Genomic DNA, 26,412 nt, shown 5'->3' on the forward strand with positions numbered 1-26,412 from the left:
GTCAGCCGTAGACGAGGACCGGCGGCGACGCGGCGTCCGGAGGCATCAGGCCCATCCCGGCGAGCCTGCCGTCGCCGACGAAGGACAGCGACGCCGCGACGGGGCCGTTCGACTCGACCCTGTAGCCCTGACCGGAGTCGAGGTAGATGAAGCGCGTGGAGTGCGCGGGGATGGTGACCGACGCGGGCGCGGCCGAGCCCGTCACCGTCACCGACAGCTCCGAGTCGCCGGGGTTGTACAGGTGGATGCGCGAGGCCGCCGCGGCGGGGACGGCGGCGACGAACGACTCCGCCTGCGCCTGGACGGAGGGGAACCAGGCCAGATCGGGGCTGCTGCCGTCGACCCGCGAGGTGCGTGCCGCCGTCACGACCGGATGATCGGACTCGAGCGTCACCGTGTACGTGCCGTCAGGCACGTCCTGCAGCGGGAAGTCGGTGACGACCCCGGGTGTGAGCCCGACCTGGTAGTCGGTCGAGGCACTGCCCTCGGTCTCGCCCTGGATGTGGATGCGGACCGCGGCGGGCTCCGTGCCGGGCAGGTAGAGGCGCAGGATGCTCTGGAGGTCGCCCTCGTCCGCGTCGGCCAGGCGCCCCGAGATCGCGGCCGACGAGGTGATCTCGATGCCGGGGACGGTCGCCTCGGTCGAGGGGGGCGCGGAGGGACCCGCCAGCTCCACTCCCCCGGGCTCCAGTCCGCGCACGACGCTCTGCTGCACGGCAGCGGTCACCGCTCCGACGGTCGTCGTCACGTGCAGGACGGGCGAGGTCGCGTCGGGCGCGAGCCCGGCCAGCGAGAGGATGCGCGTGCTGCGCGCGGGGATGTCGATGCCGCGAGCACCGGGAGCCTCGACCTGACCCTTCTCGTCGAAGATCGCGATGTCGGCCTTCGCCGCCACGTCCTGAGGGTTCGCCAGGATGACGAAGCTCGTGCGGCCGGTGGTGGTCGCACCGGCGACGAGCCACGTGTCGGACGTCGGCTGCGTGCAGGACGCCACCGCGAGACCGGAGATCTCGGGGGTGCCGGCCACCTGCGCCTGGCCCGCGCCGAAGAGCGTGTCGCCGTCCTGAGCCCCGGCCGGCAGCGCCACCCGCACGGGTGCGGCGTCGGCGCGACCGGCGCGGTCGTCCGGGGAGGCCAGCTGCTCCGTGGTGAGCGGGTCGGGCGAGACGTTCACGTAGTCCGTCACCGTGGGCGCCCCGATCGACGAGATGGCCGTGGCGTCCTGGCCGGAGTCGTCGGACAGCCGGACGAGACCACCGGGGCACGCTCGCACCTCCGCCGCGGGCGTCGGATCGACCACCGTGGAACGAGGCTCGGCGGTGACGCTCGGCAACGGGACGAAGAAGGCGACTCCGATTGACGCGGCCACCGCCACCACACCCACGACCCCTGCCGCGATGCGCGCCCCTCTCGCCACCATCCTGCGATCAGCGGGCATCGTCGTCTCCTCGTCGCTGGGCGTCGTGGCGGGCGATCGCGTCGCGCACGCTCAGCACCGTCTCGTCGTCGGGGTCGTAACCGGGATCCGTCGCCCCCGCCGGGGAAGCGTCGTCGGCCGCGGCCGGCTCCTCGAGGTCGGGCGTCGGAGCGACGGGCTGCGCGACGGGCGACGCTGAAGCGTCGGAACCGGCGGCGTCGGACGCGGCCGAGTCGGAGTCGGCGTCAGCGCTCTCGGCATCCGAGACCCGAGCGTCCGAGATCCTGGCATCGGAGACCCCGCCGTCGGCACCGCGGGCGTCGGCCGGACCGGGGGCAGGCGCCACGACGGCGTCCTCCGCGCTCCCCGGGTCCGCGAGGACGACCACGTCGACCTCCTCGGCAGCGGGACCCGACTCGGAGGGGACCTCGACTACCGAGTCCGGTGCGGGCCGTTCGTCCTCGACGAGGATGACCGGGCCGGCCGGAGCCGCGGCAGTCGACGCCGCGGCCGCACCCGTCGTGGCGGGCGCCGTGGGCGCCGGGGGCTCGACCGGCACGAAGCCGGATCCCCCCACGATGGTGCCCACCGGTACCTCGCGCACCGGGGTCTCCTCGTCGGCCCGGACCTCGTCGAGCATCTCGGGCTCGTCGCCGGCGACCTCGTCGTCGTCGTACTCGCTGGTCTTGTCCTCCGCGATGGCCTCCGCCGTCGAGTGCGCCGCCGCGACGTGCGCGGTCGAGCTCACGGCGCGTCCGCCCTGCACCTGCAGGCGTCCCGCGGGCAGGGCGAGCAGCAGGGCAATGAGGAAGACGGCGCCCTGCACCACCAGCACCAGGATGCCGAGCGGGGTGCCGACGTTGCTCGGCACCGGAGCGGGCAGGCTCGGCAACGGCTGGGCCGACCCCACCTGCCAGAGCCCGCCGACCGAGGTGTCGCCCACGAGGGTCAGCGAGGGGTTGCTTCCGAGGGCGTTCGAGGTGCGGGCGACGGTCGCCGCCGCCTCGGTGCTCGACTCGGCAGCGCTGACCGGCTGCAGCAGCACGAACGCGATGCCGAGCGCGTTCAGCTCGCCCGAGACGTCGGATCCGCTGATCGACGCGGCGTTGCCGACCAGCTCGTCGAGCGTGTCCGATCCCGCGCCGGAGAGCGCGGACGTGGAGGCGAGCGTCGACTGCTGGTCGAGCGTCGGCCCGGCACCGTGGACGACCGAGGCGGCGAGGCCGCCGTCCGCCTGCGGGGAGAGGACGAGGGTGCCCACCCGGGGGTTGGCGATGGCCTCCGCGACGACGAAGGCGGGCATCTGCCGACCGCTGCCGGGCACCACCTCGGCCGTGCCGAGGAGCACGCCCAGTCCGAGCGGCAGGACGAGGACGCCGATCGCGACGGACCCGATCACGGCGGGGACGGCGGCGAAGGAGCGGAGGGAATGCAGGGCGAGCACGGCTGCGCCCACCATGCCGAGCCAGTAGAGGCTGAGCCCCGAACCGGACCAGATCGCCACGGAGTGGCTGCCGCTGGTGGCCAGCTGGAGCTGTCCGGCCAGGAGCGCGGTGCCGAGCCCGAGGATCGCGATCCCGATCGACGCGAGCGCCGCGTAGCTGCGCGGGAGGAAGAGGGCGACGAGCGCGGTCAGCGCGAGCGGCACGATGAGGACGACGGCGATGATCCCGACGAGCGTCGACGAGATGCCCACCTGTCCAGCGAGGTCGACCCAGCCCGAGAGCCCGCGCTGGGGCAGACCGAGGAGGAGGTCGACGGCGCCGGCCGGATCGCGCCAGACCGGCACGCCGGGGTCGGCCAGCAGGGCCAGCGGGGTCCCGCGCATCCACTGGTCGTACGCCAGCGGGGCGAAGAGCACGAGGGCGGGGATGGGGATGCCGATGAGCCGAGCCACGTCGCGCCTGCTCGCGATGGTCGCGGCGACCCACATGACCAGGAGAGCAGGCCAGAGCGACGGCGCCGCGGCGGCGACCGCGGCGAAGAGGATCGCCGCCATGCCCGATGCCGACCAGGAACGCGGCGCCGACAGAGCCGCGAGGACCAGCCACGGCAGGAGGAGGTGGGCGATGACCGGGCCGATCATGCCCGCGTCGAGCCCGGAGAGCAGCGGCGGCGCGATCGCCCAGAGCACGGCCGCGGTCGTGCGGGCCAGCGGCCGGTCGGTCAGCGCTGCGGCGCAGAACCAGGCCGCGAGGGCGGCGAGGGGCAGCGTGACGAGGTACAGGCAGACCAGCACGAAGCTGGGCGACCAGAACGTGATCGAGCCGAGGACCGCGAGCACGGCGGCGAACGGGTCCGCGGCGCCGGTGAACCCGAGCCCGATGTCGCGGAAGCCGACGCCGATCTGCGCCCACAGGCTGCCCGCATCCGACGACAGCGGCAGGGCGCCGCCACCCAGGAGCGCTGCGGCGCCGAAGAGCGGGATGAACAGCACGAACCCGACCAGCGCCATGACGAGTACGGTCGCCAGCCCGCCGCTGGCGATGAACTGGATGCGGTCACGATCGCCGCGGAGGTAGGTGAGGGCGATCTCGCGCTGCAGCGAACGCCGTCTCCGCACCTCGTCGCCGGGCATGCGGAGCGGAGCGATCGCGCTCCAGCCGACCCGCTTCGCGGCCTTCAGCCTGCGACGCGCCTCGCCGATGTGCGATCCGAACGCCGTCCGGAAGGCGGCGGAGAACTCGCCTCCCACCGCTCCGGGCTGCTTGCGCACGAGTTGGAACAGCGCGCGGACGACCGCGAGGGGCACCAGCGACAGCCAGAGCAGGGCCACGGCCGCCCCGGGTGCGTAGACGAGTCGGCGGTGGAGCTGAGCGGCGCGAGCGGCAGCCTGGCGGCGCCGCCGGGCGGACCCCTTCTGCGAGCGGCCGGGCCCGGAGAGGCCGTCGCCGTCGGTCGCGACGCGCGCCGCCGGCACGGCGAGCACCCGGTGCCCGGCGAGCCGGACACGGATGGAGAAGTCGAGCGCGTTGTCGGCCGTCGGGAGCGCGGGGTCGAAGCCGCCGAGCTCGTTCCAGACGCGGTGGCGCACCAGCAGGCCCGCCGCCCCCATGCCGAGCACGTCGCTCATCCGATCGTGCTGCGCCTGATCGAGCTCGATCTCCGTCAGCTGCACGCTCGCGCCGAAGCGCGTGACGGTCTCGCCGAACGCGGCCAGGTAGGCCGTGTCGTCCCACTCCATCTGCTTCGGGCCCGCCGCCGCGACGGAGGGGTTGACCTCGACGGCGGCGAGCAGCGCCGCCAGGGCATCGGGTTCGGGAGCGGTGTCGTGGGCGAGGAGCCAGAGCCACTCGTCCTGGTGCTCGGGCGGCGCGACCACGCCGAGCGCGTGGTCGATCGCCGTGCCGAACGACAGCCGGCCGGAGGCCTGGATGAAGTGGTCGGGCTTCGACTTCGCCAGCAGCGACTGGGTGTCGTCGGTGGAGGCGCAGTCGACCACGATGATGGTGTCGGGGCGCCGGGTCTGAGCCGCGAGCGCCTCGAGGGTGCGCGGAAGGTGCTCGCCGCCATTCGAGGCGACGAGAACGGCTGTGACTCGAGCGTGCATATCGCGTCGATGCTATGCGGGACGATCGACGCGGATCGCCTCATCTGCGGCGTGCCGCCGCTTATGTGAGCCCTCTATGAGACCCGGCATCCCAGGATGGAGCGCGGATCGAGCGCGGATCGCCCGCGGGGCGCGGATCAGCCCGCGCGCTTGCGGAGCTTGCGACGCTCGCGCTCGGAGAGCCCGCCCCAGATGCCGAACCGCTCGTCGTTCGCGAGCGCGTAGTCGAGGCACTGCGCCTTCACCTCGCAGGAGGCGCAGATGCGCTTCGCGTCGCGGGTGGAGCCGCCCTTCTCGGGGAAGAAGGCCTCGGGATCGGTCTGCGCGCAGAGCGAATCGGCCTGCCAGGCGAGGGCGTCATCGTCGTCGGCAGCGACCTTGCGGACACCCGGGACACCGAGGTTGACCGGATCGACGAACCAGTCGTCGGGGACGCCTGCGCGATACTCGGACATTGCCATATCACGGCCACCCTTCTGAATTCGCTGCGACCTGCCGGAGAACCCCTTTAACTAATTACACCGATGTAGTTCGAATGCGTCAAGTCGCAGATGCTAAACCCTCAACCGATCCTCGAGGGTCCGACACGGTTCGTGTCGCGGTCGCGGTGGCGAAGAGGCGACGGACGTCGATATCCTGCCGTCATGCTGCGTCGTGTCGCCCTCCTCGCCGTCCCCGGTGTCGCTCCGTTCGAGTTCGGGGTGGTGTGCGAGGCGTTCGGGATCGACCGCAGCGAGATGGGCGGCCCGAGCTTCGACTTCTCCATCGTCACCGCGGAGCCGGGGCCCGTGCCGACCAGCCTGGGCTACGACATGATGATCCAGGCCGGGCTCGAGAGCGCGTACGCCGCCGACCTGATCGCCGTGCCCGCGCACCGGATCGACGACGACGTGCATCCCCAGGTCGTGGACGTGCTGCGTGACGCGGTCGAGCGCGGCGCCTGGGTGCTGAGCGTGTGCAGCGGCGCCTTCACCCTGGCGAAGGCGGGGCTCCTCGACGGCCGTCGGGCGACCACCCACTGGATGCACGCGGCCCGGCTGGCGACGGAGTTCCCGACGATCGAGGTCGATCCCGACGTGCTCTTCGTCGAGGACGGGAACGTCGTGACCAGCGCCGGGACCGCGGCGGGCATCGACGCGTGCCTCCACCTCATCCGCAAGGAGCTCGGAGCGGCGTCGGCCAACGTCGTCGCCCGGCGCATGGTCGTACCGCCCCAGCGCGACGGCGGCCAGTCGCAGTACATCGCCAACCCGATCCCCGCCCAGCAGACCGACTCGTTCGCCGCGGTGACCGACTGGATGCTGAAGAACCTCGACCAGGACCTGACCGTCGACCAGCTCGCCAAGCGGGCGATCATGTCGCCCCGGACCTTCGCGCGCCGGTTCAAGGCGGAGCTGGGTGCGACCCCGGGCGCGTGGCTGAACCGGCAGCGCCTGCTCCGGGCGCAGGAGCTGCTCGAGCAGAGCGACCTCCCGCTCGACGCGGTCGCGGCGGAGAGCGGCTTCGGGACGGCGGCGGTCATGCGCCACCACTTCGCCAGGACGCTGGCCACCACCCCCGCCGCCTACCGTCGCACCTTCTGCGTCCAGTCGGCCTAGGCCGCGCGACCACGCGGGGTCGCTCGGCCTTTCGCGGATCAGCCCGCCGTGCGAGAGGGGGCGGCCAGGAAGAGGGTCGCCGTCCCGGCGAGGGTGAGACTGCCCTCGTCGGCCGACACGTACGCGGCCTGACCGCGCACGAGCGTGATCGAGCCGTGGGCGCCGGCGATCGAGGCCGCGCCGGACGTGCAGAGCACGATGGCGCCGCCCGCGGGCTCGTACTCGGCCGACGACGGCCCCGCCTCCCCGTCGAGGTCGGCGCGCACCAGCTCGAAGTCGGGCACCGGCGGCGCGAAGACGCTGAGGCCCGGCGCCGGGTGGGCCGGCTCGAGGTACGGCACGGGCAGCACGCCGAACTCGAGCACCTCGAGCAGCTCGGCGACGTCGACGTGCTTCGGGGTGAGCCCCCCGCGCAGCACGTTGTCGGAGGAGGCCATCACCTCGATGCCGAGCCCCGACAGGTAGGCGTGGATGTTCCCCGCTGGCAGGAAGAGCGACTGACCGGCTGTCAGGGTGACGCGGTTCAGCAGCAGGGAGACGACGATGCCCGGGTCACCCGGGTACTCCTCACCGAGGCGCACGACGGTCTCGACCGCCTTCGTGTAGGGCTCGGTCATGTGGGCGTGAGCCGGGTGGAGGGCCATCTCCGCCAGCAGGACCACGAGGGAGACGAGCTCCTCGACCTCGGGACCGCCCGCGACGAGCCACTCGAATGCCCTCTGCAGCACCTCCGCATCGGGTCGGCCGATCGCCTGCGAGTCCTCGAGGTAGTGCACCAGCCTGCCGAGCACGTCCCAGCTCGGCGCCGAGCGCGCGCTGTCGATGGTGACGAAGAGGTTCACGATGTCGCGCACCTCCTCGACCGGGCGGAAGCCGCAGAGCGCGTCGAAGGTCGGGCTCAGGGCCACGATGATCTCGGGCTTGTGCGAGGCGTCGCGGTAGTTGCGGTGGGGCGCGTCGATCGGCACGCCGGCCGCGTTCTCGCGCTCGAAGCCCTCGCGGGCGCGCTCGGGGGTCGGGTGCGCCTGCAGCGACAGCGGCCGCTCGGCGGCCAGCACCTTGAGCAGGAAGGGCAGCGGCGGCTGACCCTCGCGGCGCAGCAGCTCCGCGAGGTCGGCGGCTCCGCCGACCGCATCCGGATGCACGACCCGGCTCGGATTGGACGGATGCGTCCCGAGCCAGAGCTCGGCCTGCGGATCGCCGGTCCGGGGGGAGCCGAGCAGATCGGGGATGGCGGTCTCCGACCCCCAGGCGTAGTCGCGCGGCGTGTTGGTGATCTCGACGAACACTGTCTCGTTCCTCCCGTAGGACGTCTCACCGGTTGGCACCTGCCTACAATCCGTCGGAGGCGTCGACACGGGTCTTTAGACCAAAGTACCAACCGCTCGTCGCTCATCCTGACAGCGCCGTTAGGCTCCCCGTCGAACACCCCCCCGCCTCACCCGCACTGGAGCATCACCGATGACGTTCGAGCCCCTCGCCAGCGACTTCTACGGATACGCCGACCTCCTCACCGATCGCGAGAAGGAGGCTCTCGCCTCGCTCCGCGACTACCTCGAGACGGAGGTGAAGCCGATCGTCAACGGGCACTGGGAGGCCGCCACCTTCCCCCACGAGACCGTGAAGGGCCTCGCCGCCCAGGACGTCTACAGCTTCGCCTGGGAGGAGACCCGCCCGTTCGAGAACTCGGCGGTCTTCCGCGGGTTCGTCGCCCTCGAGCTCGCCCGCGTCGACGCGTCGATCGCGACGCTGGTCGGCGTGCAGAACGGCCTCGCCATGGGCTCGATCAGCGTGGCGGGCTCGCAGGAGCAGCGCCGGGAGTGGCTGCCGAAGATGGCCGCGGGCGACGTGGTGGGCTCGTTCGGGCTCACCGAGCCCGACTCGGGCTCCGACTCCGCGCAGGGCCTCAGGACGGTCGCGACCCGCGACGGCGACGAGTGGGTGCTGAACGGCTCCAAGCGCTGGATCGGCAACGCCACGTTCGGCGACATCACCGTGATCTGGGCCAAGTCCGCGGAGGACGGCCAGGTGAAGGGCTTCATCGTCCCCCGCGCCACCCCCGGCTTCACGGCGACGAAGATCGAGGGCAAGCAGAGCCTCCGCATCGTGCAGAACGCCGACATCACCCTCGAGGACGTCCGGGTGCCCGAGGCGAACCGCCTGCAGAACGCGAACTCGTTCCGCGACACCGCGAAGGTGCTGCGCCTCACCCGCGCCGAGGTCGCCTGGGCCGCGGTCGGCAACTCCATCGGCGCCTACGAGGCTGCTCTCCGCTACGCCCGCGAGCGCGTCCAGTTCGGGAAGCCCATCGCCTCCCACCAGCTGGTCCAGGACCACCTCGTGACCTGCATGGGCAACATCACCGCGAGCCTCGGGATGGTGGTGCGGGTGTCGCAGATGCTCGACGCCGGCACCCAGCGCGACGAGCACTCGGCCCTCGCGAAGGCGTACACCACGGCCCGGATGCGCGAGACCGTCTCGCACGCCCGCGAGGTCCTCGGCGGCAACGGCATCGTGCTCGAGTACGACGTGGCGAGGCACTTCGCGGATGCGGAGGCGCTCTACTCCTACGAGGGCACGCGTGAGATGAACACCCTCATCGTCGGGCGCGCGCTCACCGGGTCGGCCGCGTTCGTGTGATCCGTGCCGCGGCGGAGCCGCGCCGGCGTCGATAGGATCCCTGGGTGCGCTATCCGATCGACGTAAGCGGCCGTGGGCTCGCCGTCGCCGCCCTCCTGGTCGGCTTCGGCGCGGGTCTCTGGCGCGATCTGCTCGGCGTCTGGGGCTACCTCTGCCTGGCCGGCGTGCTGGTCGCGGTCACGGTGGTCCACCTCACCCGGACCAGGCTGTGGCGGAACCTCCCGCTGTCGCGGCTGCCGAAGACGCTGCTGCTGTACGTGCTCGTCCTGGTGGTCATGATCCCGTTCACGCTGCGTCCGGGCGAGGACGCCCTCGTGGCGTTCGCCCAGCTGGCCGGTCTCGTGGTCGGTCTGTTCCTCGCTGCCGGGCTGACCTGGCCGGTCCTGCTCTCCGCGCTCACCAGGGCGTTCTCCCTCCTCATCGGGTTCTCGCTGCTGTTCGAGCTGGTCGTCGCGGTGTTCGTGCGGCAGCCCGTCCACCCCCTGGTGCCCCGCGAGGGCGAGCCGGTGTGGACGTACGGCGACCTGTTCCGCTACGGCCATGTGCAGGGGCTCGTCGGCTCCTCCGCCGCGCTCGGGTTCATCGCGCTCCTGCTGGTGATCACGGTCGGCATCCAGTGGGCGCAGTCCCTGCGGCCGACCGCATCCGCCGTGATCTGGGTCGTGCTCGGCGCAGCGACGATCGTCCTCACGCGCGACCTGCCGGTGCTCACGGCCACCGGCGTGTGCGCCCTCATGCTCGGCGTGATGGTGCTCGCCCGCCGCCTCGGCCCGGTCGCCCGCGTCGTGCTCCTGGTCGCCATGGGGGCGGTGAAGCTCGGCGTCGTGCTCGCCCTCGCCTGGTCGGCACAGTCCGCCGGTGCGTGGGCCGACGTCCAGCAGCACGCGGGGATCGTCGGAGTGCTGCTGCTCGCCGCCCTGATCGCCGGCCTGTTCTACCGGCTCTGGTGGTTCGCCGTCGACCGGCCGCTCGACTCCCGCGGCGTGCCCGGCGAGCACGTGCCAATGACCCTGTATCCGGCTCTCGTCTCCACGGCGCTGGTCACCGTGAGCGTCTGGAACGACGTCATGATCGTGACCGGCGGCTGGATGCTGCTCGTCGCCCTCGCGGTGCACTCGAAGCTCGACAACCACCGCGTCGGCCTCGACCTGGGTGTGCCGCGCCGGTCCTTCGTCGCCTCTGCCTCCGCGGTCGCCGTCCGATGACGCTCGACGTCATGATGCCGTTCTACGGCAGGGCGGATCACCTCCGCGTGGCGGTCGAGAGCGTGCTCGCCCAGACCGACCCGGACTGGCGCCTGGTGGTGGTCGACGACCGCTACCCGGACGAAGCCCCGGGCGAGTGGGTGCGCGCGATCGAGGACCCTCGGGTGGAGTACCGGCGCAACGCCCGGAACCTCGGGGTCACCGGGAACTTCCGCGAGTGCGTACGCCTGGTCGAGCACGAGCGCGCCGTCATCCTCGGCAGCGACGACCGGATGCACCCGGGCTACGTCGCGCGCGTGGCCGAGCTCGCCGAGCGGTTCCCCGACGCCGCCATCCTCCAGCCCGGCGTCGACGTCATCGACGCCGAGGGCGCCGAGCACACCCCGATGGCCGACCGCATCAAGGCCCTCCTGCGCCCGCGCGGGTCCGGACCGCGGGTGCTCGGGGGCGAGGACCTCGCCGCGAGCCTCCTCCGCGGCAACTGGCTCTACTTCCCCGCCCTCGTCTGGCGTGCCGACGAGCTGCGCCGATTCGACTTCCGGGAGGAGTTCGAGGTCGTCGAGGACCTTGCGCTCATCCTCGAGATCCTGCTGGCCGGCGGCGACCTGGTGCTGGACGACGAGGTGGTGTTCTCCTACCGACGGCATCGCGCGAGCGTCTCGGCGCTCCGCGGGCCCGACGGCGCGAAGTTCCTCGAGGAGCGCGCCCTGTTCCACGAGATGGCCGACCGGATGCGTGCCCGCGGATGGCGCCGCGCCGCGCGTGCCGCGCGCCTCCACCTCACGTCGCGCTTGAACGCCGCGAGCGAGCTGCCGTCAGCCCTCCGAGCGCGCGACTCCGCCGGGGTCAGGACCCTGCTGCACCACGTCGTCGCGCGCTGACCCTCGCCCGCCGACGGCGCGCGGCCTCGACGATGAGTCGCGCGAACACGGCTCGGGCCCGCAGGATCGTGCCCAGCCCTCGGATGCCGAGCGGCGTCTGGTTGGAGTCGTGGAGGCGGCGCTCGACGACGACGTCCTCGAGATGACGGATGCTCCGCCACACGTTCCCGACGATGGCGATCCAGACGTCGTGCGACTCGTGGAGGTAGGACGGGATGGGCAGGATGCCCGCGTCGATCGCCTCGCGCCGGAAGCCCATCGCGCATCCGAAGTAGGGGCGGTATCCGATCATCACGGCGAAGAGGTTCGCCCACCACCTCCCCGACTGGCGTGCCGTGAGGGGCGGGTACCAGAGGCGGGCCCCGTTCCGCCCCAGGATGCTGTGGTTCGCCGCCACGACGAGCGAGTCGGAGAGTCCGGCGATCATCGCCTCGTGCCGGCCCGGGGTCCAGACGTCGTCCTGGTCCGAGAGGAAGACGTAGCGCCCGCGAGCGCGGCGGATGGCCGTCTCGAACGCTCGCACGTAGCCGACGTTCCGGTCGGTGCTCGTGAGGAGCACGCGCGACTCGCCGAGGCGCGCCACGGTCTCCACGATGACCGCACGGGTGTCGTCCGGGGAGCAGTCGTCGACGATGACGAGCTCGTCGTCCGGGCCCAGCTGTGCGACGATCGACTCGATCTGCTCCGCCACGTAGGCGGCGCCGCGGTAGGTGGCCATGCAGACGCTGGCCCTGATCCCGTCGGTCATGCCGGCTCCTCCTCGGTCGTGGTCGGCAGCGGCTCGCGCGCAGCCCGTCTGATCGCCACCGCATGCACCGCGAGTCCGGCGAGCGGGCCGACCGCGAGGGCCAGGACGGCGCGGGCGTCGACCCCGAGCGGGAGCAGGAGCACGAGGATCGCCACGACGGTGGCGGTGATCCATCCCGCGGAGTACGCGGAGTGGCGGTCGAGCGCGAGGCAGAGCGCACCGGTGACCGTGACCAGCGCGAGCAGGCCGGCCGCGAGGACCAGGGCCCCGACGACCCAGGCCTCCAGCGAGTAGTCGGGCCCGTACCACCACACGAGGAGCGGCGGTCCCGCGAAGTAGGCGATCACCCCGCCCACCACGGCCACGGCCGCGATGAGCCCTCCGATCGGCAGCATCGCGCGGAAGCCCGCGGCGCGGTTGTTCAGGAAGTGGGCGATCGCGACACCCTGGTACGCGTTCAGCGGGATGAGCAGCGGGGCGCGCGTGAAGGTGATCGCGAGGAGGAGGGGCGCCGCGGCCGCGTACGCCGCCTCGCTCGAGGTGAGCTTCAGGATGACGGGGAAGCCGACCACGAGGATCGCGCTGGAGCCCGAGGCGACGCAGGCGTGCCCGAAGCGGCGCAGCAGCGCACCGGCCGATCCGTCGCTGCGGGCGCGGGCGGCGGCGCGGAGCGTGGGCGAGAACGCCAGACCGATCAGCCACGTCACGCTCGAGACGCTCACCGCGACGGCGAGGCCGCCGAGCACGGCGGCGACGAGGGCGGCGACGACGACCAGCACGAGCCGGAGCAGGGACTCGGCGGTGACCAGTCGCGCGAAGGTCGGCCACTGGATCCGGCCGCCCAGCACGCCGACGATCACGGCGTGGCCCGAGAACAGCGCGACCGAGCAGCTGAGCGGGACGGCGAGCCAGGCGTGGGCCGCATCGAAGACCAGGGCGCCCCACCACAGGCTCGTGACCCAGAGCAGCACTCCCACGGCGACCCCGAGCGCGAGGCCGACCGGCAGGATGCGCGGTCGTCTGCCGTCGGCCGGCATCCGGTCGCTCGCGTGGACGGCCCTCGTGGACTCGGCGGACAGCCCGCCGAGGATGCCGAACCAGGCGAACAGGAACGACCAGAACGCGATGAAGAGCGCCGTGTCGGCGGGGTCGAGGATGTGCGGGACGAGGAGCAGCACGACGAAGCCGACACCCGCGGAGATGCCGGAGGCCGCGCCCACCCCCAGGAAGGAGCGGCGGCTGATCGTCTGAGCCTGGCCCGTCATCAGACGGCCGGTCCCCGGCAGTGCGGAGTCGTGGCGCTCATGGGCTCCAAGCATAATGGGGCCGTGCAGCCCGGATCCGTCGCCGTCATCACGGCCTACCGTCCCGACGGCGACTCTCTCGCCTCCCTCGTCGCCGCCCTGCGGCCTCAGGTGGAGGCCGTCGTCGTCGTCGACGACGGTTCGGGCGCGACGGCCCCGTTCGACGACGCGGCGGAGGCCGGAGCGATCGTCGTGACGCACGACGAGAACCGGGGCATCGCGGCGGCGCTGAACACCGGGATCAGGACGGCGCGGGCCCACGTCGACGCGCGGTGGGTCCTCACCTTCGACCAGGACTCCACGGTCGCGCCCGACTACGTCGCCTCCCTCGTCGCGACCGCGCAGGCGGCGACGGCCGCCGGGATCCGGGTCGGCCTGGTCGCGCCGCGCCGGGTGGAGGGGCTCCCCGCGCTGGAGGCCGGGGTGCGCGACGGGTTCGTCCTCGGCTCCGAGCCGATCCAGTCCGGCCTCCTCATCCCCGTCGCCGTGCTCGAGGCCGTCGGCCCCTTCGCCGAGGCGCTCTTCATCGACTGCGTCGACACCGACCTCTGGCTGCGTGTCCGCGACCACGGGTTCGAGGTGGTGCTCGATCCGCTCGCCGAGCTCGGCCACGCCCTGGGCCGCCGGCACGTCGTGCGCGCGCTGGGACGCGAGCTCCACGTCACGCACGCGGCCACGTTCCGCTACTACTACCTCGCGCGCAATCGCATCCTCATGAACCGGATGCACGGCCGCGGGCGCCGGGCGTGGGCGCTCCAGCAGACCGCGGCGGACCTGCGCCACTTCGTGATCGCCCTGGTCCTCGTGCCCGACCGCGGTCGCCGCCTGCGGATGATCGTCGCGGGCATCCGCGACGGCTGGCGCGGCCGCACGGGGCGGATGCCCGTGGAGGTCGAGCGGGTCGCCACAGCGGCCTGACTCCCGGGGCCTCCAGGCGCCCCCGGTAGGATGGCGGGCATGTCGCACTCCCCCTCGAGAATCCTCGTGGTGATGCCTGCGTACAACGAGGAGGAGGCCGTCGCCGACGTCGTGCGCGAGGTGTTCGCCACCGTCCCGGGCGTCGGGGTCCTCGTGGTCGACGACGGCTCGAGCGACGCCACCAGTCGTCGTGCGGCGGAGGCGGGGGCCACCGTGCTCCGCCTGCCGATCAACCTTGGCGTGGGCGGAGCGATGCGCGCCGGCTTCAAGTACGCCCTGCAGTACGGATACGACACGGTCATCCAGGTCGACTCCGACGGGCAGCACGACCCCCGCTCGATCCCCGAGCTCGTCTCCGCTCTCGAGACCCACGACGTCGTCATGGGAGCACGCTTCGCCGGCGTCGGCGACTACCGGGTCAGCGGGCCGCGGCACTGGGCGATGGTGGTGCTGTCCGCCGTCCTCAGCCGCATCGCGAAGACGAGGCTCACCGACACCACCTCGGGCTTCCGCGCCAGCGGCCCCCGGGCGGTGCGGCTGTTCGCGGTGCACTACCCGTCGGAGTACCTCGGCGACACCATCGAGTCCCTCGTCATCGCCCAGCGCGCGGGCCTCAGCATCGCCCAGGTGCCCGTGGCCATGCGTCCCCGTGCCGGTGGCGTGCCGTCGCACAACCCGTACAAGGCCGCCGTGTACCTCGGCAGGGCGGGCATGGCGCTCTTCGTCGCGCTGATCCGCCCGCGGCTCCCGCTGTCCGCGACCGTCGCAGAACCGAGCGTGAACGCCCCCGCATGAGCATCACCATCTACATCGTCGGCATCGTGGCCGCCCTGTTCACCCTCGCCGTGGTGATCGAGTCCCTCCGACGGCACCACCTCCGAGAGCGGCACGCCGTGTGGTGGCTGCTGGCCGGCCTCGTGGCGCTCGTCTTCGCGGTGTTCCCGGGCCTGCTCGACCGGGCGGCGAGCCTCCTCGGCGTCACCGTCCCGATCAACCTCGCCTTCTTCCTCAGCATCGCCGTGCTGTTCCTGGTCTCGATCCAGCACAGCGGTGAGCTCACCAAGCTCGAGGGCCAGGTGCGCACGCTGACGGAGGCGGCCGCCCTCCAGGAGCTCCGTGTGAAGCGGCTGGAGGACGCACTCGAGTCGTACCGGAGCCGCCAGGAGAGCCCCCGCGACGTCCCGGAGCAGGGCAGACAGGAGCAGCGGCGCGAATGACGGCGACCACCGGTCCCGACGTCACGGTCCCCCGCCGACGTCCTCTCTGGCGGTCCCTGCTGCTGCCCTGGCTCCTGCTCGCCGTCGTGACGAGCATCTGGGCGCTGGCCACGCCCCCGGGCGGCTCTCCCGACGAGCCCGCCCACATGGTCAAGGCCGCCTCGGTGGCCCGCGGCGAGCTGACGCCGTCGGCGATGATCGAGAAGGGCGGCGTGCTCCAGGTCCCGGCCTGGGTCGCCTTCGAGTACGAGCAGACCTGCTACGCCTTCTTCGCCACCCAGCCCGTGGACTGCATCCCGCAGTTCTCCGGCGATCCGGCCGCCATGGTGTCGAGCTACTCCTCCGCGAGCCTGTACGACCCCGTCTACTACGCCCTCGTCGGATGGCCGAGTCTGCTGTTTCAGGACGAGTCGGGCCTCTACGCCATGCGCATCGTGAGCGGCATCCTGTGCTCGTTCCTCGTCGCGCTGTCGATCCACCTCGTCGGCGGCTGGCGGCGCGGGCGGCTGCCCGCCACCGCGGTGCTCGTCGCCCTCACCCCGATGGCCGTCTTCATCATGGCGTCCGTCAACCCGAACGCCCTCGAGTTCACCGGGGCCCTGGCGGCATTCACCGCCCTCCTCTCGATCGTCCTCTCGCCCGACGAGTCCCGGCTGAGAGGACGGGTGACGGTCGTCGCCGTCGCCACGGCGCTCGTCGTCCACGCCCGTTCGATCTCACCGCTCTGGATGGCCGTGCTGCTGCTGGCCCCGCTGCTGCTGCTCGGGTGGCGGGACCTCCTCGCCCTCCTCCGACGCCGCGCCGTCATCGTCGCCGCCGCGGTGATCGTGGCCGCCACGCTGCTGAGTGTGTGGTGGACCCTGACCAGCAACTCGCTCGGCACCGCGCCGACGACCGGGCCCGATGTCGCGCCGCCCGCCAAGGGCGTGGGGACGCCGTTCCTCCAGGGCTTCCTCCAGAGCATCGGCGACTTCTACACGCAGATCCGGCAGATGATCGGCGTGCTCGGCTGGCTCGACACGATCTTCAACCCGCTGGTGTACATCGCGTTCTACGCGATGATCGGACTGCTGGCCGTCGGCGTCCTGATCTGGGTGCGTGGAAGACGGTTGGTCTTCGCGGCCGTGCTGGCCGCGGCCTTCTTCTTCCTGCCGCCCTTCGTGCAGGCGCTCTACATCACCCGGGGCGGGTACATCTGGCAGGGTCGCTACAGCCTCGTCCTGCTGATGTGCCTGATCGTCGGTGCGGCCGCCGTCATCGCGACGTCGCCGCGCTTCCTCGCCGGGCGCAGGTCGGGCCGGGCGACGACGATCGTCGTGTGGGCGTTCGCGGCGATCTGGACCGCGTGCAGCGTGTGGGCGTTCGCGACCGCGATGCGTCGCAACACCGTCGGCTACCTCGGATCCTGGGGCGAGATGCTGGGCAGCCCCGGATGGGCGCCCCCGCTGGGCCCCGTCGTGCTGCTGACGCTTTTCACCGTGGCCACCGCGGGCCTCGCCGTCTCCGTCGTGCGGTCGTCGGACGACGAGCTCACGAGGCGATAGACGTCAGCACGGCGGCCACGCCGAGCACCGCCGTCGCCGGACCCGCCCAGCGGAGACGGCTGACCAGCATCCCGACGCCGGCGACGAACCCCGGCAGGAGGACGATGCCGTAGCGGAGCGGGAGCTCGATGATCGTCCGCGAGGACATCCAGACCAGGAACAGCAGCGCCGGGCCCATCAGGAGCCCGATGACGCCGAGCCCCCAGGCCAGTGACGTCTCCTCGTCCGACCCCTTCACCAGACGCGTGATCATGACCACGAGGAAGGTGGCCGTGGCCATGGTGAGCAGGTACCCGAAGAAGGTCCCGATCGCGCCGACGTTGGTCTGGTCGAGTCCGACGTTGCTGACGAAGAGGAAGACGTTCTGCACCAGGCTGACCGGGTTGAGCTTCTCCGCCTCCAGGTAGCCCCCGTCGACGCTCGGCTTGGCCAGGACGGTCCGGACGACCAGCCAGACGGCCTGGGCGATCACCCCCGCCACCACGCTCACCACGACGGCGACCACGGCGCGATCGCCGAGGAGGGAGCGGACGAGGCCGGGGTCGCGGTCGCGACGCCACGCGAGGATGCGCATGACGATGATCGCCAGCCCGACCGCCAGCACCGGGAAGATGAACTGGACCTTGAGGGCGACGGCGATCACCGTGAACGGCAGCAGCCACCAGGGCGAGCGCTCGCGACGCATCACCGCGACGCCGAGGAGGAAGGCGCCCGCCGAGACCAGGATCGCCGGCGCGTCGGTGCTCAGGTAGGTCGTGGCCCAGTACGCCGACGGGGTGGCCACCACGCCCAGTCCGAGGCCCGTCGCGAGGAGCCGCCCCACCCCGAGCCGGCGGAGCAGCGCGTACAGCACCAGCACTCCCCCGGCGAGCCACAGCATGCCCACGAGCCTTCCGGCATCGAGCAGACCGATCCCGAACCAGGTGAAGGGCTGCGCCGCGACCCAGGTGACGGCGAAGTAGAGCGGCGTGTAGATGTCGGCGCCCGTGCGCCCGCCGTAGGGGAAGTACTTGTCGTCCGTGATGTCGTACGACTCGCAGTTCGACTTGGGATCGGTGATGTTCACCACGCCCCGGCAGAGGATGGCGCTCCGGGCCTCGGGGCCCGTGCGCTCCCCCGTGACCACGAGCCCCTGGGTGGGGACCTTCACCAGGTAGTCGTAGTACACGTACTCGTCGTAGAGCGAGAGCGCGGAGTGCTGGGGCGCCTGGACGGCGACCAGGGCGACGCTGGCCAGCGAGAGCACGACGGCGGGAAGCACCCGCCACGACCCGAGGCGGGCGAGGAGAGCACGGATCACAGCGCGCGACCCTGATTCAGAGGGCCGCGGGGGCGGCCCGGCGGTCGCCCTGTCTTCTGGACTCTGTGGTGGTGCAACAGGGGTTCCTCACGGTGCGGTGGTTCTCTGGAGCGGTGCGCTCGCGGATCGTCCGAGCGGTGCACCCACCCGAGCGGGTGGCGCGGGCACATCTTACGCGGGCACGCCTTAACCGTAGAGCAGGGACGAGACCGTCCGATGGCGGCCGCGGCGGGCGATCAGACGTCGCGGACGGTCTGGGGCGGCAGACCGAGGACGGCGGCCTCCGCGGCGAGCCGCTCCTTCTCCTGCAGCGCGGCGAAGCCGTCGGCCCGCTTGGGCGAGAAGACCCAGTACCGGTAGAGCAGGAACCGGAACAGCGTGGCCAGCACGAGGCCGATCACGTTCCCCGAGATGTTGTCGGCCACGAGGTTGTCGAAGCCCAGGACGTAGTGCGACACCCAGAGGCAGCCGAGGCTGATGCCGAGGCCCACCACGGCGATGGCGGTGAACTCGACGAACTCGAGGACGACGTTCTTGCGGCGGTTCTCCCGGAAGGTCCAGTACCGGTTGCCGAACCAGGTCGCGATCGTGGAGCAGGTCACGGAGACGAACTTCGCCCCCAGCGGGTCGGACCACCAGCCGTCGCCGAGCCAGTCGAGGCGGAGCACGTTGAAGACGCCGACGTCGATCAGGTAGCCCGCGAGTCCGACGACACCGAACTTCAGCGCGTGCCGGATGAACTTGTCGTACGCGTAGGTCCAGACCCGTCTCACTCGCTGCACCAGTCGACCGCTCCCTACGATAGCTCTTGGGCGAAGAATCCTCATGGTCGACCCGAAGATATCTCAGCCGTCCCACCGCGCCGAAACAAGAGAATCATAACCGCCATGTATTCTTGGCTGGTTCAAGCACGCGGGCCGGGGGTCGGCTGGGGCGTGTCCTTCCTCTTCAGGAGCAGAATTGCCTACGAATTTCGAGAACGACGTGGTGGTGATCGGTGGGGGCGGACATGTCGGTCTCCCCCTGGCGATCGCCCTCGCGGACCGGGGATCCAAGACCGTCGTCTACGATCTGAGCGCCACCGCGGTCGAGACCATCCTCCGGGGCGAGATGCCCTTCAGCGAGCCCGGCGCCGAGGAGGTGCTGCAGCGGGTCCTCGCCAACGGCATGTTCACCGCGTCGACCGACGCCGCGGTCGTGGGCACCGCCGAGAACGTCGTCGTGGTCATCGGCACCCCGGTCGACGAGCACCTGAACCCCGACCCGAACGCCATCCCCGCCGCCCTCGAGAGCTGCAGCCCCTACTTCCACGACGACCAGCTGCTGATCCTCCGCAGCACCGTCTACCCCGGCGTCACGGCTCTGGTCGAGCGCATGCTGCGCGACAAGGGCCTGGCCACCGAGGTCGCCTTCTGCCCCGAGCGCATCGCCGAGCACAAGGCGATGGAGGAGCTGTTCACGCTCCCCCAGATCGTCTCCAGCCGGACGCAGAGCGGCCGCGAGCGCGCCTCGACGCTGTTCCGCACGCTCACCGACGAGATCGTCGACCTCGAGCCCGAGGAGGCGGAGCTCGCGAAGCTCTTCACCAACACGTGGCGCTACATCAAGTTCGCCGCGGCCAACCAGTTCTACATGATGGCCAACTCCCGCGGGCTCGACTTCGAGCGCATCCGCGCCGGCCTGACGTACAACTACCCCCGCGCGAAGGACCTGCCCGGTCCCGGCTTCGCCGCCGGCCCGTGCCTGTTCAAGGACGCGATGCAGCTCGCCGCCTTCAGCGACAACCAGTTCTCGCTCGGCCACTCCGCGATGCTCGTGAACGAGGGGCTCCCGCTCTACATCGTGACCCAGCTCGAGAAGCGCTTCGACCTCGAGAACCTCACGGTCGGCATCCTCGGCATGGCCTTCAAGGCGGGCTCCGACGACATCCGCTCGAGCCTGTCCTACAAGCTGCGGCGCGTGCTGAAGTTCCGGGCCAAGGCCGTCATCGGGACCGACCCGTACGTGCCCGAGCACATCGACGACACCCTCCTCCCCCTCGATGCCGTGCTGGAGAAGGCCGACATCCTCATCGTCGCCACCCCGCACAAGGAGTACCGCGGCCTGACGACCGACAAGCCGGTCGCCGACGTCTGGAACCTCCTCGGCAACGGGGTCGTGGTGTGACCTCCCCGGATCGACCCGATCGCCCGAGCGACGACGCCGGCGAGCGGGAGGGGCCACGGGCCTCGATCGTCATCCCGGCGTACAACGAGGGCGAGGACATCGTCCCCGGGCTCGACCGGATCTTCGAGGCGGTCCACGTCGACGCCGAGGTGATCGTGGTGGTCGACTCGCCGACCGACACGACCGCCCCCGTGGTGACCGCCTACGCCGAGGCGGAGCCGCGTCTGAAGCTGGCGGTGAACGACTACGGCCGAGGACCCGCCCATGCCATCCGGTACGGCATCGACCACGCCACGAGCGAGACCGTCGTGGTGACGATGGCCGACGGGTGCGACGACCCGAGGCAGATCGACGACCTCGTCCGGCTCGTCGAGCGCGGTGTCGTCGTCGCCTGCGCCTCCCGCTACATGCCGGGCGGCCAGCAGGTCGGAGGCCCCCGGTTCAAGAGCCTGCTCTCCCGGTTGGCGGGACTGACCTTCCAGCTGTTCACGAACACCGGCACCCGCGACGCCACCAACTCGTTCAAGGCGTACAACGCCGAGTTCGTCCGCAGCGTCGGGATCCACAGCCGCGACGGCTTCGAGATCGGACTCGAGCTGACCGCGAAGGCCCACCGGCTCCGCGCCCCCGTCGCCGAGATCCCCACCATCTGGCTCGACCGCACCTTCGGGCAGTCCAACTTCAAGCTCGCGAAGTGGATCCCCAAGTACCTCCGCTGGTACCGTTTCGGCTTCGGCCGGAAGCTGACCGCACCCGAGGTGCGCGCCCTCGCCGACACGATCACGAACCCCTGACACTCCCTACGGAGAGGAACACCCACCCCATGAAGAAGGTCCTCGTCACCGGCTCCGCCGGATTCATCGGCGGCTACATCGTCGAAGAGCTGCTCGCCAAGGGCTACCAGGTCGTCGGCGTCGACAACTACTCGAAGTACGGCCCGGTGAAGAAGTCCTACGACGACGACCCGAACTACGAGCTCGTGGTCGGCGACGTCCAGGACGTCGAGCTCATGACCAAGCTCCTCGCGGACGTCGACCACTTCATCGCGGGCGCCGCGCTCATCGGCGGGATCTCCTACTTCCACACCTACGCCTACGACCTGCTGGCGCAGAACGAGCGCATCATCGCCTCGAGCGTCGACGCCGCGATCGCCGCCCACAAGTCCGGTCGCCTGGAGAAGGTCACCTACATGTCGAGCTCGATGGTGTTCGAGTCGACCGACCGGTGGCCGTCGAAGGAGGGCGACGAGCGCGAGGTGCCGCCGCCGCTGTCGTCCTACGGCTTCCAGAAGCTCGCGGTCGAGTACTTCGCGCGCGCCGCGTGGGACCAGTACAAGCTGCCCTACACGATCCTCCGCCCCTTCAACTGCGTGGGCATCGGCGAGAGCCGCGCCCTGGGCGACGTCGAGATCGACTCGGGCAACGTGAAGCTCGCCATGAGCCACGTGGTCCCCGACCTCGTGCAGAAGGTCCTCAAGGGCCAGGACCCGCTCCACATCCTCGGGTCCGGCGAGCAGGTCCGCCACTACACCTACGGCGGCGACCTGGCGCGCGGCATCGTGCTCTCGCTCGACCACCCCGCCGCGCTCAACAACGACTTCAACATCTCCACCGCCGAGGGCCACTCGGTGAAGGAGCTGGCCGAGGTCATCTGGCGCAAGATCAAGGGCCCCGACGTGCCGCTCAACCTCGTCAGCGACCCCGGCTTCGAGTACGACGTCGCCAAGCGCGTCCCGGACGTCAGCAAGGCCAAGGAGCTCCTGGGCTTCGAGGCGACGACGTCGCTCGAGACCATGCTCGACGAGGTCATCCCGTGGATCGAGAACGCCGTCGCCGACGGCACGATCTGAGCAGGCGGCGGATCCCGCAGCGGAGGCACGGATGAAGCGGCTGCCCCTCCTGTTCCACCTGGCCTCACTCGGTGCGGCGTTCGCGCTGATCATGTACCTGGGTCGGGCCCAGTGGTTCTTCTACGACGAGTGGCTCTTCATCTCCCTCCGGGCGACCGACTGGATCACACCGCATCTCGGGCACTGGAGCACCATCCCGATGCTCCTGACCCAGGGGCTGGTCCGCACCATCGGGCTCGATCAGTACTGGCCGTACCTCGCGCTGGCCGTGCTGGCGCACCTGGCCCTGGCGCACCTCCTCTGGCGCGCGATGAACCGCCTCGGCGTGCGCCCGTGGCTGTCCACTCTCATGGCGGCGGTGTTCCTCTTCTACGGTGCGGGCTCGGAGAACCTCTTCTGGGCGTTCCAGGTCGGGTTCGTGGGCGCCATCGCGCTCGGCGCCCTCACGCTCCTGCTCGCCGATCGGCTGACCCGCGAGAACTACCTCCGATGGCTCGCGCCCTTGAGCCTCATCTCGATCGTCAGCCTGATGTTCGCGGGCACCGCGCTGGCGATGATCGCGGGGCTCGCGATCATCGCGTTCCGCCGCGTCGGCCTGTGGCGCGCCGCGCTCCTGGTGGCCGTACCCGGCGCCGTGTACTCCGTCTGGTACGTGTGGGTCAAGACGCACCCGATCTACTTCATGCCCTCCGACTGGCAACCGCGCTCGATCTCCGAGCTGCTGCTCGCCGTGCCGCTGTACGCGCTCAACATGATCCAGGTCGCGCTCAGCTCGCTCACCCCGGTGCAGTACGTGGGCATCGTCCTGGGCGTGGCGCTCCTCGTGTTCGCCCTCGTGAGGTTCCGCAGGATCTGGCGGGACCAGCCCCTGGCCTTCGCGTTCGCCTTCGCCGGGATCGTCTTCGCGCTCCTGACCGGCTTCTCGCGCCTCAATCTCTCCTTCGAGGCGTCGGGGTCGAGTCGCTACATCTACTTCGCCTTCGCCATGCTCGTCCCCCTCATCGCCGTCGGGCTCGACACCGTCCTGCGGGGCCGGATCCTGGCGGCCGTCGGAGCCACTCTGCTGGCGGGGTCGATCGTGTGGGGTGTGTGGGGCATGCGGATCTCGGCCGATGCGCAGTCGCGCAATGAGCTGCACACGAGGGAGGTCCTCTTCGCCGCCGCGGCGATCCGGGAGGAGCACCCCGATCTCGTCGACGAGAAGGCCGAGCCCGAGCCCAACTACGCGCCGCTGTTCACGCTCGGCGAGCTCGGTGAGCTGGTGGACGCCGGATACCTCCACATCGGACCGTACGACGACGAGGCGTACCGCGAGGCCTGGCACAACATCGTCGAGAAGTGAGCCGGCGGCAGGCGGTCAGGGAACGACGACCGTCCGACAGCCGAGGTTCGCTCCGTCGAAGGTCGCGGTGACGCAGACCTGGTGCGATCCCGGCGAGGCCGCGATCACCCCGTCGATCCCGTGGTTCGGTCCGACGCCCGGGAAGTAGGAGTCGATCCACGACAGCGGCTTGTCGGCCGCGAGCGGTCCGCCCGCGCCGTCGACGAACACCCAGACGTACGTGGTCTCGGTCGTCGCCCGGTTGACCGCCCAGCCCTGGACGCGGACGCCGCCCTTCACCCCGGTCACCGAGTCGATGCTCGCGGCGCCCGTCGACGGCACGTTCACCGTGCGGCAGCCCAGGTCCTGGCCGTCGTGGGTCGCCCGCACGCACACCGTGTGGTTGCCGACCGTGGCGGGGATGTCGATGAGGAACCCGTGGTTCGGTCCGACACCGGGGAAGTAGTTGTTGATCCAGTCCAGCGGCCGATTGGCGGCGTACGGGCCGCCGACGCCGTCCACCGTCACCCAGACGTACGTCGTCGCCGTGGACAGACGGTCGACCGCCCACCCGCTGAGCGTGATCTTCCGGTCGGAGGTGGTCACGGAGTCGAGGCTGGCCGCCCCGCTCGTGGGGACGTCGACGGTCTTGCAGCCGTAGGAGACGTTCTCCTGCGTGCCGACGATGCAGACCTGGTGGGTGCCCGCCGAGGCGCGGAACGAGCCGGAGAAGCCGTGATTGGCGCCCTTGCCGAACATCCCGTCGATCCAGTTCAGGGGCTGGTTGGCGGCGAGCGGCCCGCCGACGCCGTCGATGAAGACCCAGACGTACGTCGACTTGGTGCTGGTCCGATCCATCGACCAGCCGCTCACCGTGACCGTGCCCATCGTCGCCGTGACGGTGTCGAAGGAGCCGATCTCGTTGTGCGGGACCGTGACGGTCTGGCAGCCGTAGTCGGTCTGCAGGCTCGTCCCGATGACGCAGACCCGGTGGTCGCCAGGGGATGCGGGCAGGGTGGCGGAGAAGCCGTGGTTCTTGCCCAGTCCCGGATAGGCCGCGGCCGCGGTGTCGGAGGGCTGGTTGGCCGCGTACGGTCCCCCGTTGCCGTCGACGGTGATCCAGACGTAGGTGGACTCGCTCTTGCGCTGGTCGAGGCTGTACCCCTTGACGGTGATGCCTCCCACGATGCCCGTGGCGCTCTCGACCTTGCCCGCCTCGTAGGGCGGCACCGTCACGACCTTGCAGGCGAGCAGGATCGAGTCGACGCCGTAGACGCAGACCTCGCGGATGCCGGGGTCGGCCGGGATGGTCAGGTCGAACCCGTGGGTGGTGCCGGTGCCGGGGTACGCCTGCCCGGTCCAGGGCAGGTCGATGTTCACCGGCTGAGGACCGCCCGCGCCGTCCTTGACGCTCACCCAGAGGTAGACGGGAGCGGACGAGGTCTTGTTGACGGCCCAGCCCGAGATGTGGATCCCCCGCGGCGTCCCCTCCGCCACGTCGAGGTAGCCGGCGGCCCTGGCGTTCGACGGGACCGTCACCACCTTGCAGCCCAGGTCGATGCCACCCTGCTTGACGACGCAGACGGTGTGCCTGCCGGGGCTCGCGCCGAGGATCGAGGTGAACCCGTGATTGGCGCTCTTGCCGGGGAACATCGCCGAGATCCAGTCGAGGCGGTAGTCGGCCGTGATCGTCGCAGCGAGGTTGCCGTCGATCGAGACGTTGAGGGTCTGGGTCGCGTCGGTCGCGGAGTCGACCGCCCAGCCGGTCACCTGCACCCCGCCCGCGACGGGGTACGCGTTGTCGTAGGAGCCGTACTTGTTGTTGCTCGACCGGGGGTCGCCGAACCAGTCGGTGTAGAGCCGCCAGAAGTTGCGGTTGCCGTAGGAGGAGCAGCCGTCGGTCTGGCCGCCGTACACGTTCGACATCGCCGTGGCGTTGGGCTGGTAGGGCGTGTAGTAGTACAGCCCCGCCGTGGCCTTGTTCTTGATGAGGACGGGGCCGGAGCCGCAGGCCGCGTTCGGGTTGTACAGGATGTTGGAGGTGCGGCCGACCGGGAACCAGGTGAAGAAGGCGCTCGTCCCGGCCGGGTTCGTGTACCGCTTGTACTGCCAGGCGGCCTTGTACACCTGGTTGTAGAAGCCCGAGTACTCCGCATCGCACGGGGCGGTGTCGGGGCAGGCGAACCCGGTCGCGGCCTGGTACTGCCGGGCGCTCGGCCAGGTGTCGGTGATGAGCGACTGCTCCTTCTCGAGCAGCACGATCAGCACGGCCTGGCTGACCCCGCACGCCTTGCCGACCTTGTAGATGATCGTCGCCGACGACTCGTTCCCCGCGCCCGTGTACTGCCCGCACATCGCGTCGGCGGGACGCGTCCAGGTCGACTGGGAGTAGTCCTTCAGACAGGTGTATCCGGACCGGCACGACGACACCTGCCCGTTGAGGAACGACTGCACGGCCTGGGCGCTCATCGCGTCGCCGTTGAAGAAGTTCTCGTCGCTGATGATGTTGCCGGGGTCGAAGTCCGCCGCGTTCGCGGCCGAGGCGGGCTCCGCAGCGATCGGCATGACCACCGCCAGCCCAGCTGCCGCGATCACGACGCTGATGAGCATCGCGAGCACTCCGCGAGTCCGCCGGCCGTCAGCCATGGTGTCCCCATTCGGTCGGACGAGCCGTCCCGGGACTATCGCCGTCCGCGGCATCTGTCGAGGCTCGTTCGCTCCATATTAGGGAAGACGGGCTCGTGGGCGGGGTCG

21 protein-coding genes are annotated in these 26,412 nt (G+C 71.0%); 12 read left to right on the plus strand and 9 right to left on the minus strand.

Annotated elements, in window-relative coordinates:
- Position 1: 1 nt before the first annotated feature.
- The 3 genes from IEX69_RS05700 to IEX69_RS05710 all read right to left on the minus strand — a co-directional run bounded on the left by IEX69_RS05700 (position 2) and on the right by IEX69_RS05710 (position 5,428).
- The gene (locus IEX69_RS05700) at positions 2-1,438 is read right to left on the minus strand and encodes a DUF5719 family protein (protein WP_157127210.1); all 1,437 of its coding nucleotides are present in this window, start codon (positions 1,436-1,438) and stop codon (positions 2-4) included.
- Positions 1,428-4,967, minus strand: a complete 3,540-nt coding sequence (locus IEX69_RS05705) for a glycosyltransferase family 2 protein (protein WP_085020116.1) — start codon at positions 4,965-4,967, stop codon at positions 1,428-1,430. The genes IEX69_RS05700 and IEX69_RS05705 overlap by 11 nt, the downstream gene beginning before the upstream one ends.
- 137 nt (positions 4,968-5,104) lie before the next feature.
- Positions 5,105-5,428, minus strand: coding sequence for a WhiB family transcriptional regulator (locus IEX69_RS05710; protein WP_085020117.1), 324 nt, complete (start codon positions 5,426-5,428; stop codon positions 5,105-5,107).
- A 183-nt stretch (positions 5,429-5,611) separates the two neighbouring features.
- Here IEX69_RS05710 and IEX69_RS05715 point away from each other — a divergent pair, with 183 nt between their 5' ends.
- On the plus strand, positions 5,612-6,565 hold the full coding sequence (locus tag IEX69_RS05715; protein ID WP_085020118.1) for a GlxA family transcriptional regulator: 954 nt from the start codon (positions 5,612-5,614) through the stop codon (positions 6,563-6,565).
- Positions 6,566-6,603: 38 nt separating this feature from the next.
- On the opposite strand, the gene manA is transcribed toward IEX69_RS05715, so the two are convergent.
- Positions 6,604-7,854, minus strand: coding sequence for a mannose-6-phosphate isomerase, class I (manA, locus tag IEX69_RS05720; RefSeq protein ID WP_085020119.1), 1,251 nt, complete (start codon positions 7,852-7,854; stop codon positions 6,604-6,606).
- A gap of 172 nt (positions 7,855-8,026) precedes the next feature.
- On the opposite strand from manA, the gene IEX69_RS05725 reads away from it, so the two are divergent.
- From IEX69_RS05725 to IEX69_RS05735, 3 genes are read left to right on the plus strand one after another with little or no spacing between them, the layout of a single operon-like run.
- Positions 8,027-9,205, plus strand: coding sequence for an acyl-CoA dehydrogenase family protein (locus tag IEX69_RS05725; protein ID WP_085020120.1), 1,179 nt, complete (start codon positions 8,027-8,029; stop codon positions 9,203-9,205).
- Positions 9,206-9,249: 44 nt separating this feature from the next.
- Entirely contained in the window at positions 9,250-10,410 is a 1,161-nt protein-coding gene (locus IEX69_RS05730) for a hypothetical protein (RefSeq protein ID WP_085020121.1), read from the plus strand.
- 11 nt (positions 10,411-10,421) lie between these two features.
- Positions 10,422-11,291: a glycosyltransferase family 2 protein gene (locus IEX69_RS05735; RefSeq protein ID WP_229756241.1), complete on the plus strand. Its 870-nt coding sequence runs from the start codon at positions 10,422-10,424 to the stop codon at positions 11,289-11,291.
- Here the strand turns inward: IEX69_RS05735 and IEX69_RS05740 are convergent.
- Both IEX69_RS05740 and IEX69_RS05745 read right to left on the minus strand, forming a co-directional pair.
- Positions 11,257-12,039 (minus strand): glycosyltransferase, encoded by a 783-nt coding sequence (locus IEX69_RS05740; RefSeq protein ID WP_085020123.1) that lies wholly within the window; start codon positions 12,037-12,039, stop codon positions 11,257-11,259. The genes IEX69_RS05735 and IEX69_RS05740 overlap by 35 nt on opposite strands.
- Positions 12,036-13,304, minus strand: coding sequence for a polysaccharide biosynthesis protein (locus IEX69_RS05745; protein WP_174604467.1), 1,269 nt, complete (start codon positions 13,302-13,304; stop codon positions 12,036-12,038). The genes IEX69_RS05740 and IEX69_RS05745 overlap by 4 nt, the downstream gene beginning before the upstream one ends.
- 63 nt (positions 13,305-13,367) lie before the next feature.
- Between IEX69_RS05745 and IEX69_RS05750 the strand changes: the two genes are divergently transcribed.
- The 4 genes from IEX69_RS05750 to IEX69_RS05765 are packed head-to-tail and all read left to right on the plus strand — an operon-like array spanning position 13,368 to position 17,022.
- Entirely contained in the window at positions 13,368-14,261 is an 894-nt protein-coding gene (locus IEX69_RS05750; protein ID WP_174604468.1) for a glycosyltransferase, read from the plus strand.
- Positions 14,262-14,300: 39 nt separating this feature from the next.
- On the plus strand, positions 14,301-15,056 hold the full coding sequence (locus IEX69_RS05755) for a glycosyltransferase family 2 protein (protein ID WP_085020124.1): 756 nt from the start codon (positions 14,301-14,303) through the stop codon (positions 15,054-15,056).
- Entirely contained in the window at positions 15,053-15,478 is a 426-nt protein-coding gene (locus IEX69_RS05760; RefSeq protein WP_085020125.1) for a DUF2304 domain-containing protein, read from the plus strand. The genes IEX69_RS05755 and IEX69_RS05760 overlap by 4 nt, the downstream gene beginning before the upstream one ends.
- Entirely contained in the window at positions 15,475-17,022 is a 1,548-nt protein-coding gene (locus IEX69_RS05765; RefSeq protein ID WP_085020126.1) for a DUF2142 domain-containing protein, read from the plus strand. Before IEX69_RS05760 ends, IEX69_RS05765 begins: the two co-directional genes overlap by 4 nt.
- Here IEX69_RS05765 and IEX69_RS05770 read toward each other — a convergent pair.
- The gene (locus IEX69_RS05770; protein ID WP_085020127.1) at positions 17,009-18,322 is read right to left on the minus strand and encodes a glycosyltransferase family protein; all 1,314 of its coding nucleotides are present in this window, start codon (positions 18,320-18,322) and stop codon (positions 17,009-17,011) included. The two genes, IEX69_RS05765 and IEX69_RS05770, sit on opposite strands and share 14 nt — an antisense overlap.
- 236 nt (positions 18,323-18,558) lie before the next feature.
- Positions 18,559-19,104 (minus strand): GtrA family protein, encoded by a 546-nt coding sequence (locus IEX69_RS05775; protein ID WP_229756242.1) that lies wholly within the window; start codon positions 19,102-19,104, stop codon positions 18,559-18,561.
- Between the two features lie 178 nt (positions 19,105-19,282).
- Between IEX69_RS05775 and IEX69_RS05780 the strand changes: the two genes are divergently transcribed.
- Genes IEX69_RS05780 through IEX69_RS05795 form a run of 4 tightly spaced genes read left to right on the plus strand, consistent with a single transcriptional unit; the run spans position 19,283 to position 23,679 of the window.
- Positions 19,283-20,488, plus strand: coding sequence for a nucleotide sugar dehydrogenase (locus IEX69_RS05780; RefSeq protein ID WP_217348609.1), 1,206 nt, complete (start codon positions 19,283-19,285; stop codon positions 20,486-20,488).
- Positions 20,485-21,282 (plus strand): glycosyltransferase, encoded by a 798-nt coding sequence (locus tag IEX69_RS05785; RefSeq protein WP_085020129.1) that lies wholly within the window; start codon positions 20,485-20,487, stop codon positions 21,280-21,282. Before IEX69_RS05780 ends, IEX69_RS05785 begins: the two co-directional genes overlap by 4 nt.
- A 29-nt stretch (positions 21,283-21,311) precedes the next feature.
- Positions 21,312-22,337 carry an NAD-dependent epimerase/dehydratase family protein gene (locus IEX69_RS05790; RefSeq protein ID WP_085020130.1) on the plus strand — a complete coding sequence of 342 codons (1,026 nt, stop codon included), beginning with the start codon at positions 21,312-21,314 and terminating at the stop codon, positions 22,335-22,337.
- 31 nt (positions 22,338-22,368) lie between these two features.
- Complete coding sequence (locus tag IEX69_RS05795; RefSeq protein ID WP_085020131.1) at positions 22,369-23,679, plus strand: hypothetical protein; 1,311 nt, start codon at positions 22,369-22,371, stop codon at positions 23,677-23,679.
- Between the two features lie 15 nt (positions 23,680-23,694).
- On the opposite strand, the gene IEX69_RS05800 is transcribed toward IEX69_RS05795, so the two are convergent.
- Positions 23,695-26,304: a hypothetical protein gene (locus IEX69_RS05800; protein WP_157127211.1), complete on the minus strand. Its 2,610-nt coding sequence runs from the start codon at positions 26,302-26,304 to the stop codon at positions 23,695-23,697.
- Positions 26,305-26,412: the final 108 nt, after the last annotated feature.

This window comes from Cnuibacter physcomitrellae, assembly GCF_014640535.1.
In the GTDB taxonomy this organism is placed as follows: domain Bacteria; phylum Actinomycetota; class Actinomycetes; order Actinomycetales; family Microbacteriaceae; genus Cnuibacter; species Cnuibacter physcomitrellae.

Excerpts from the sequence above, each read along its gene's own strand:
- IEX69_RS05700 (WP_157127210.1), bottom strand. The coding sequence starts at position 1,438 with ATGCCCGCTGATCGCAGGATGGTGGCGAGAGGGGCGCGCATCGCGGCA.
- IEX69_RS05705 (WP_085020116.1), bottom strand. The coding sequence starts at position 4,967 with ATGCACGCTCGAGTCACAGCCGTTCTCGTCGCCTCGAATGGCGGCGAG.
- IEX69_RS05710 (WP_085020117.1), bottom strand. The coding sequence starts at position 5,428 with ATGGCAATGTCCGAGTATCGCGCAGGCGTCCCCGACGACTGGTTCGTC.
- IEX69_RS05715 (WP_085020118.1), top strand. The coding sequence starts at position 5,612 with ATGCTGCGTCGTGTCGCCCTCCTCGCCGTCCCCGGTGTCGCTCCGTTC.
- IEX69_RS05725 (WP_085020120.1), top strand. The coding sequence starts at position 8,027 with ATGACGTTCGAGCCCCTCGCCAGCGACTTCTACGGATACGCCGACCTC.
- IEX69_RS05735 (WP_229756241.1), top strand. The coding sequence starts at position 10,422 with ATGATGCCGTTCTACGGCAGGGCGGATCACCTCCGCGTGGCGGTCGAG.
- IEX69_RS05740 (WP_085020123.1), bottom strand. The coding sequence starts at position 12,039 with ATGACCGACGGGATCAGGGCCAGCGTCTGCATGGCCACCTACCGCGGC.
- IEX69_RS05745 (WP_174604467.1), bottom strand. The coding sequence starts at position 13,304 with ATGACGGGCCAGGCTCAGACGATCAGCCGCCGCTCCTTCCTGGGGGTG.
- IEX69_RS05755 (WP_085020124.1), top strand. The coding sequence starts at position 14,301 with ATGTCGCACTCCCCCTCGAGAATCCTCGTGGTGATGCCTGCGTACAAC.
- IEX69_RS05760 (WP_085020125.1), top strand. The coding sequence starts at position 15,053 with ATGAGCATCACCATCTACATCGTCGGCATCGTGGCCGCCCTGTTCACC.
- IEX69_RS05765 (WP_085020126.1), top strand. The coding sequence starts at position 15,475 with ATGACGGCGACCACCGGTCCCGACGTCACGGTCCCCCGCCGACGTCCT.
- IEX69_RS05790 (WP_085020130.1), top strand. The coding sequence starts at position 21,312 with ATGAAGAAGGTCCTCGTCACCGGCTCCGCCGGATTCATCGGCGGCTAC.
- IEX69_RS05795 (WP_085020131.1), top strand. The coding sequence starts at position 22,369 with ATGAAGCGGCTGCCCCTCCTGTTCCACCTGGCCTCACTCGGTGCGGCG.
- IEX69_RS05800 (WP_157127211.1), bottom strand. The coding sequence starts at position 26,304 with ATGGCTGACGGCCGGCGGACTCGCGGAGTGCTCGCGATGCTCATCAGC.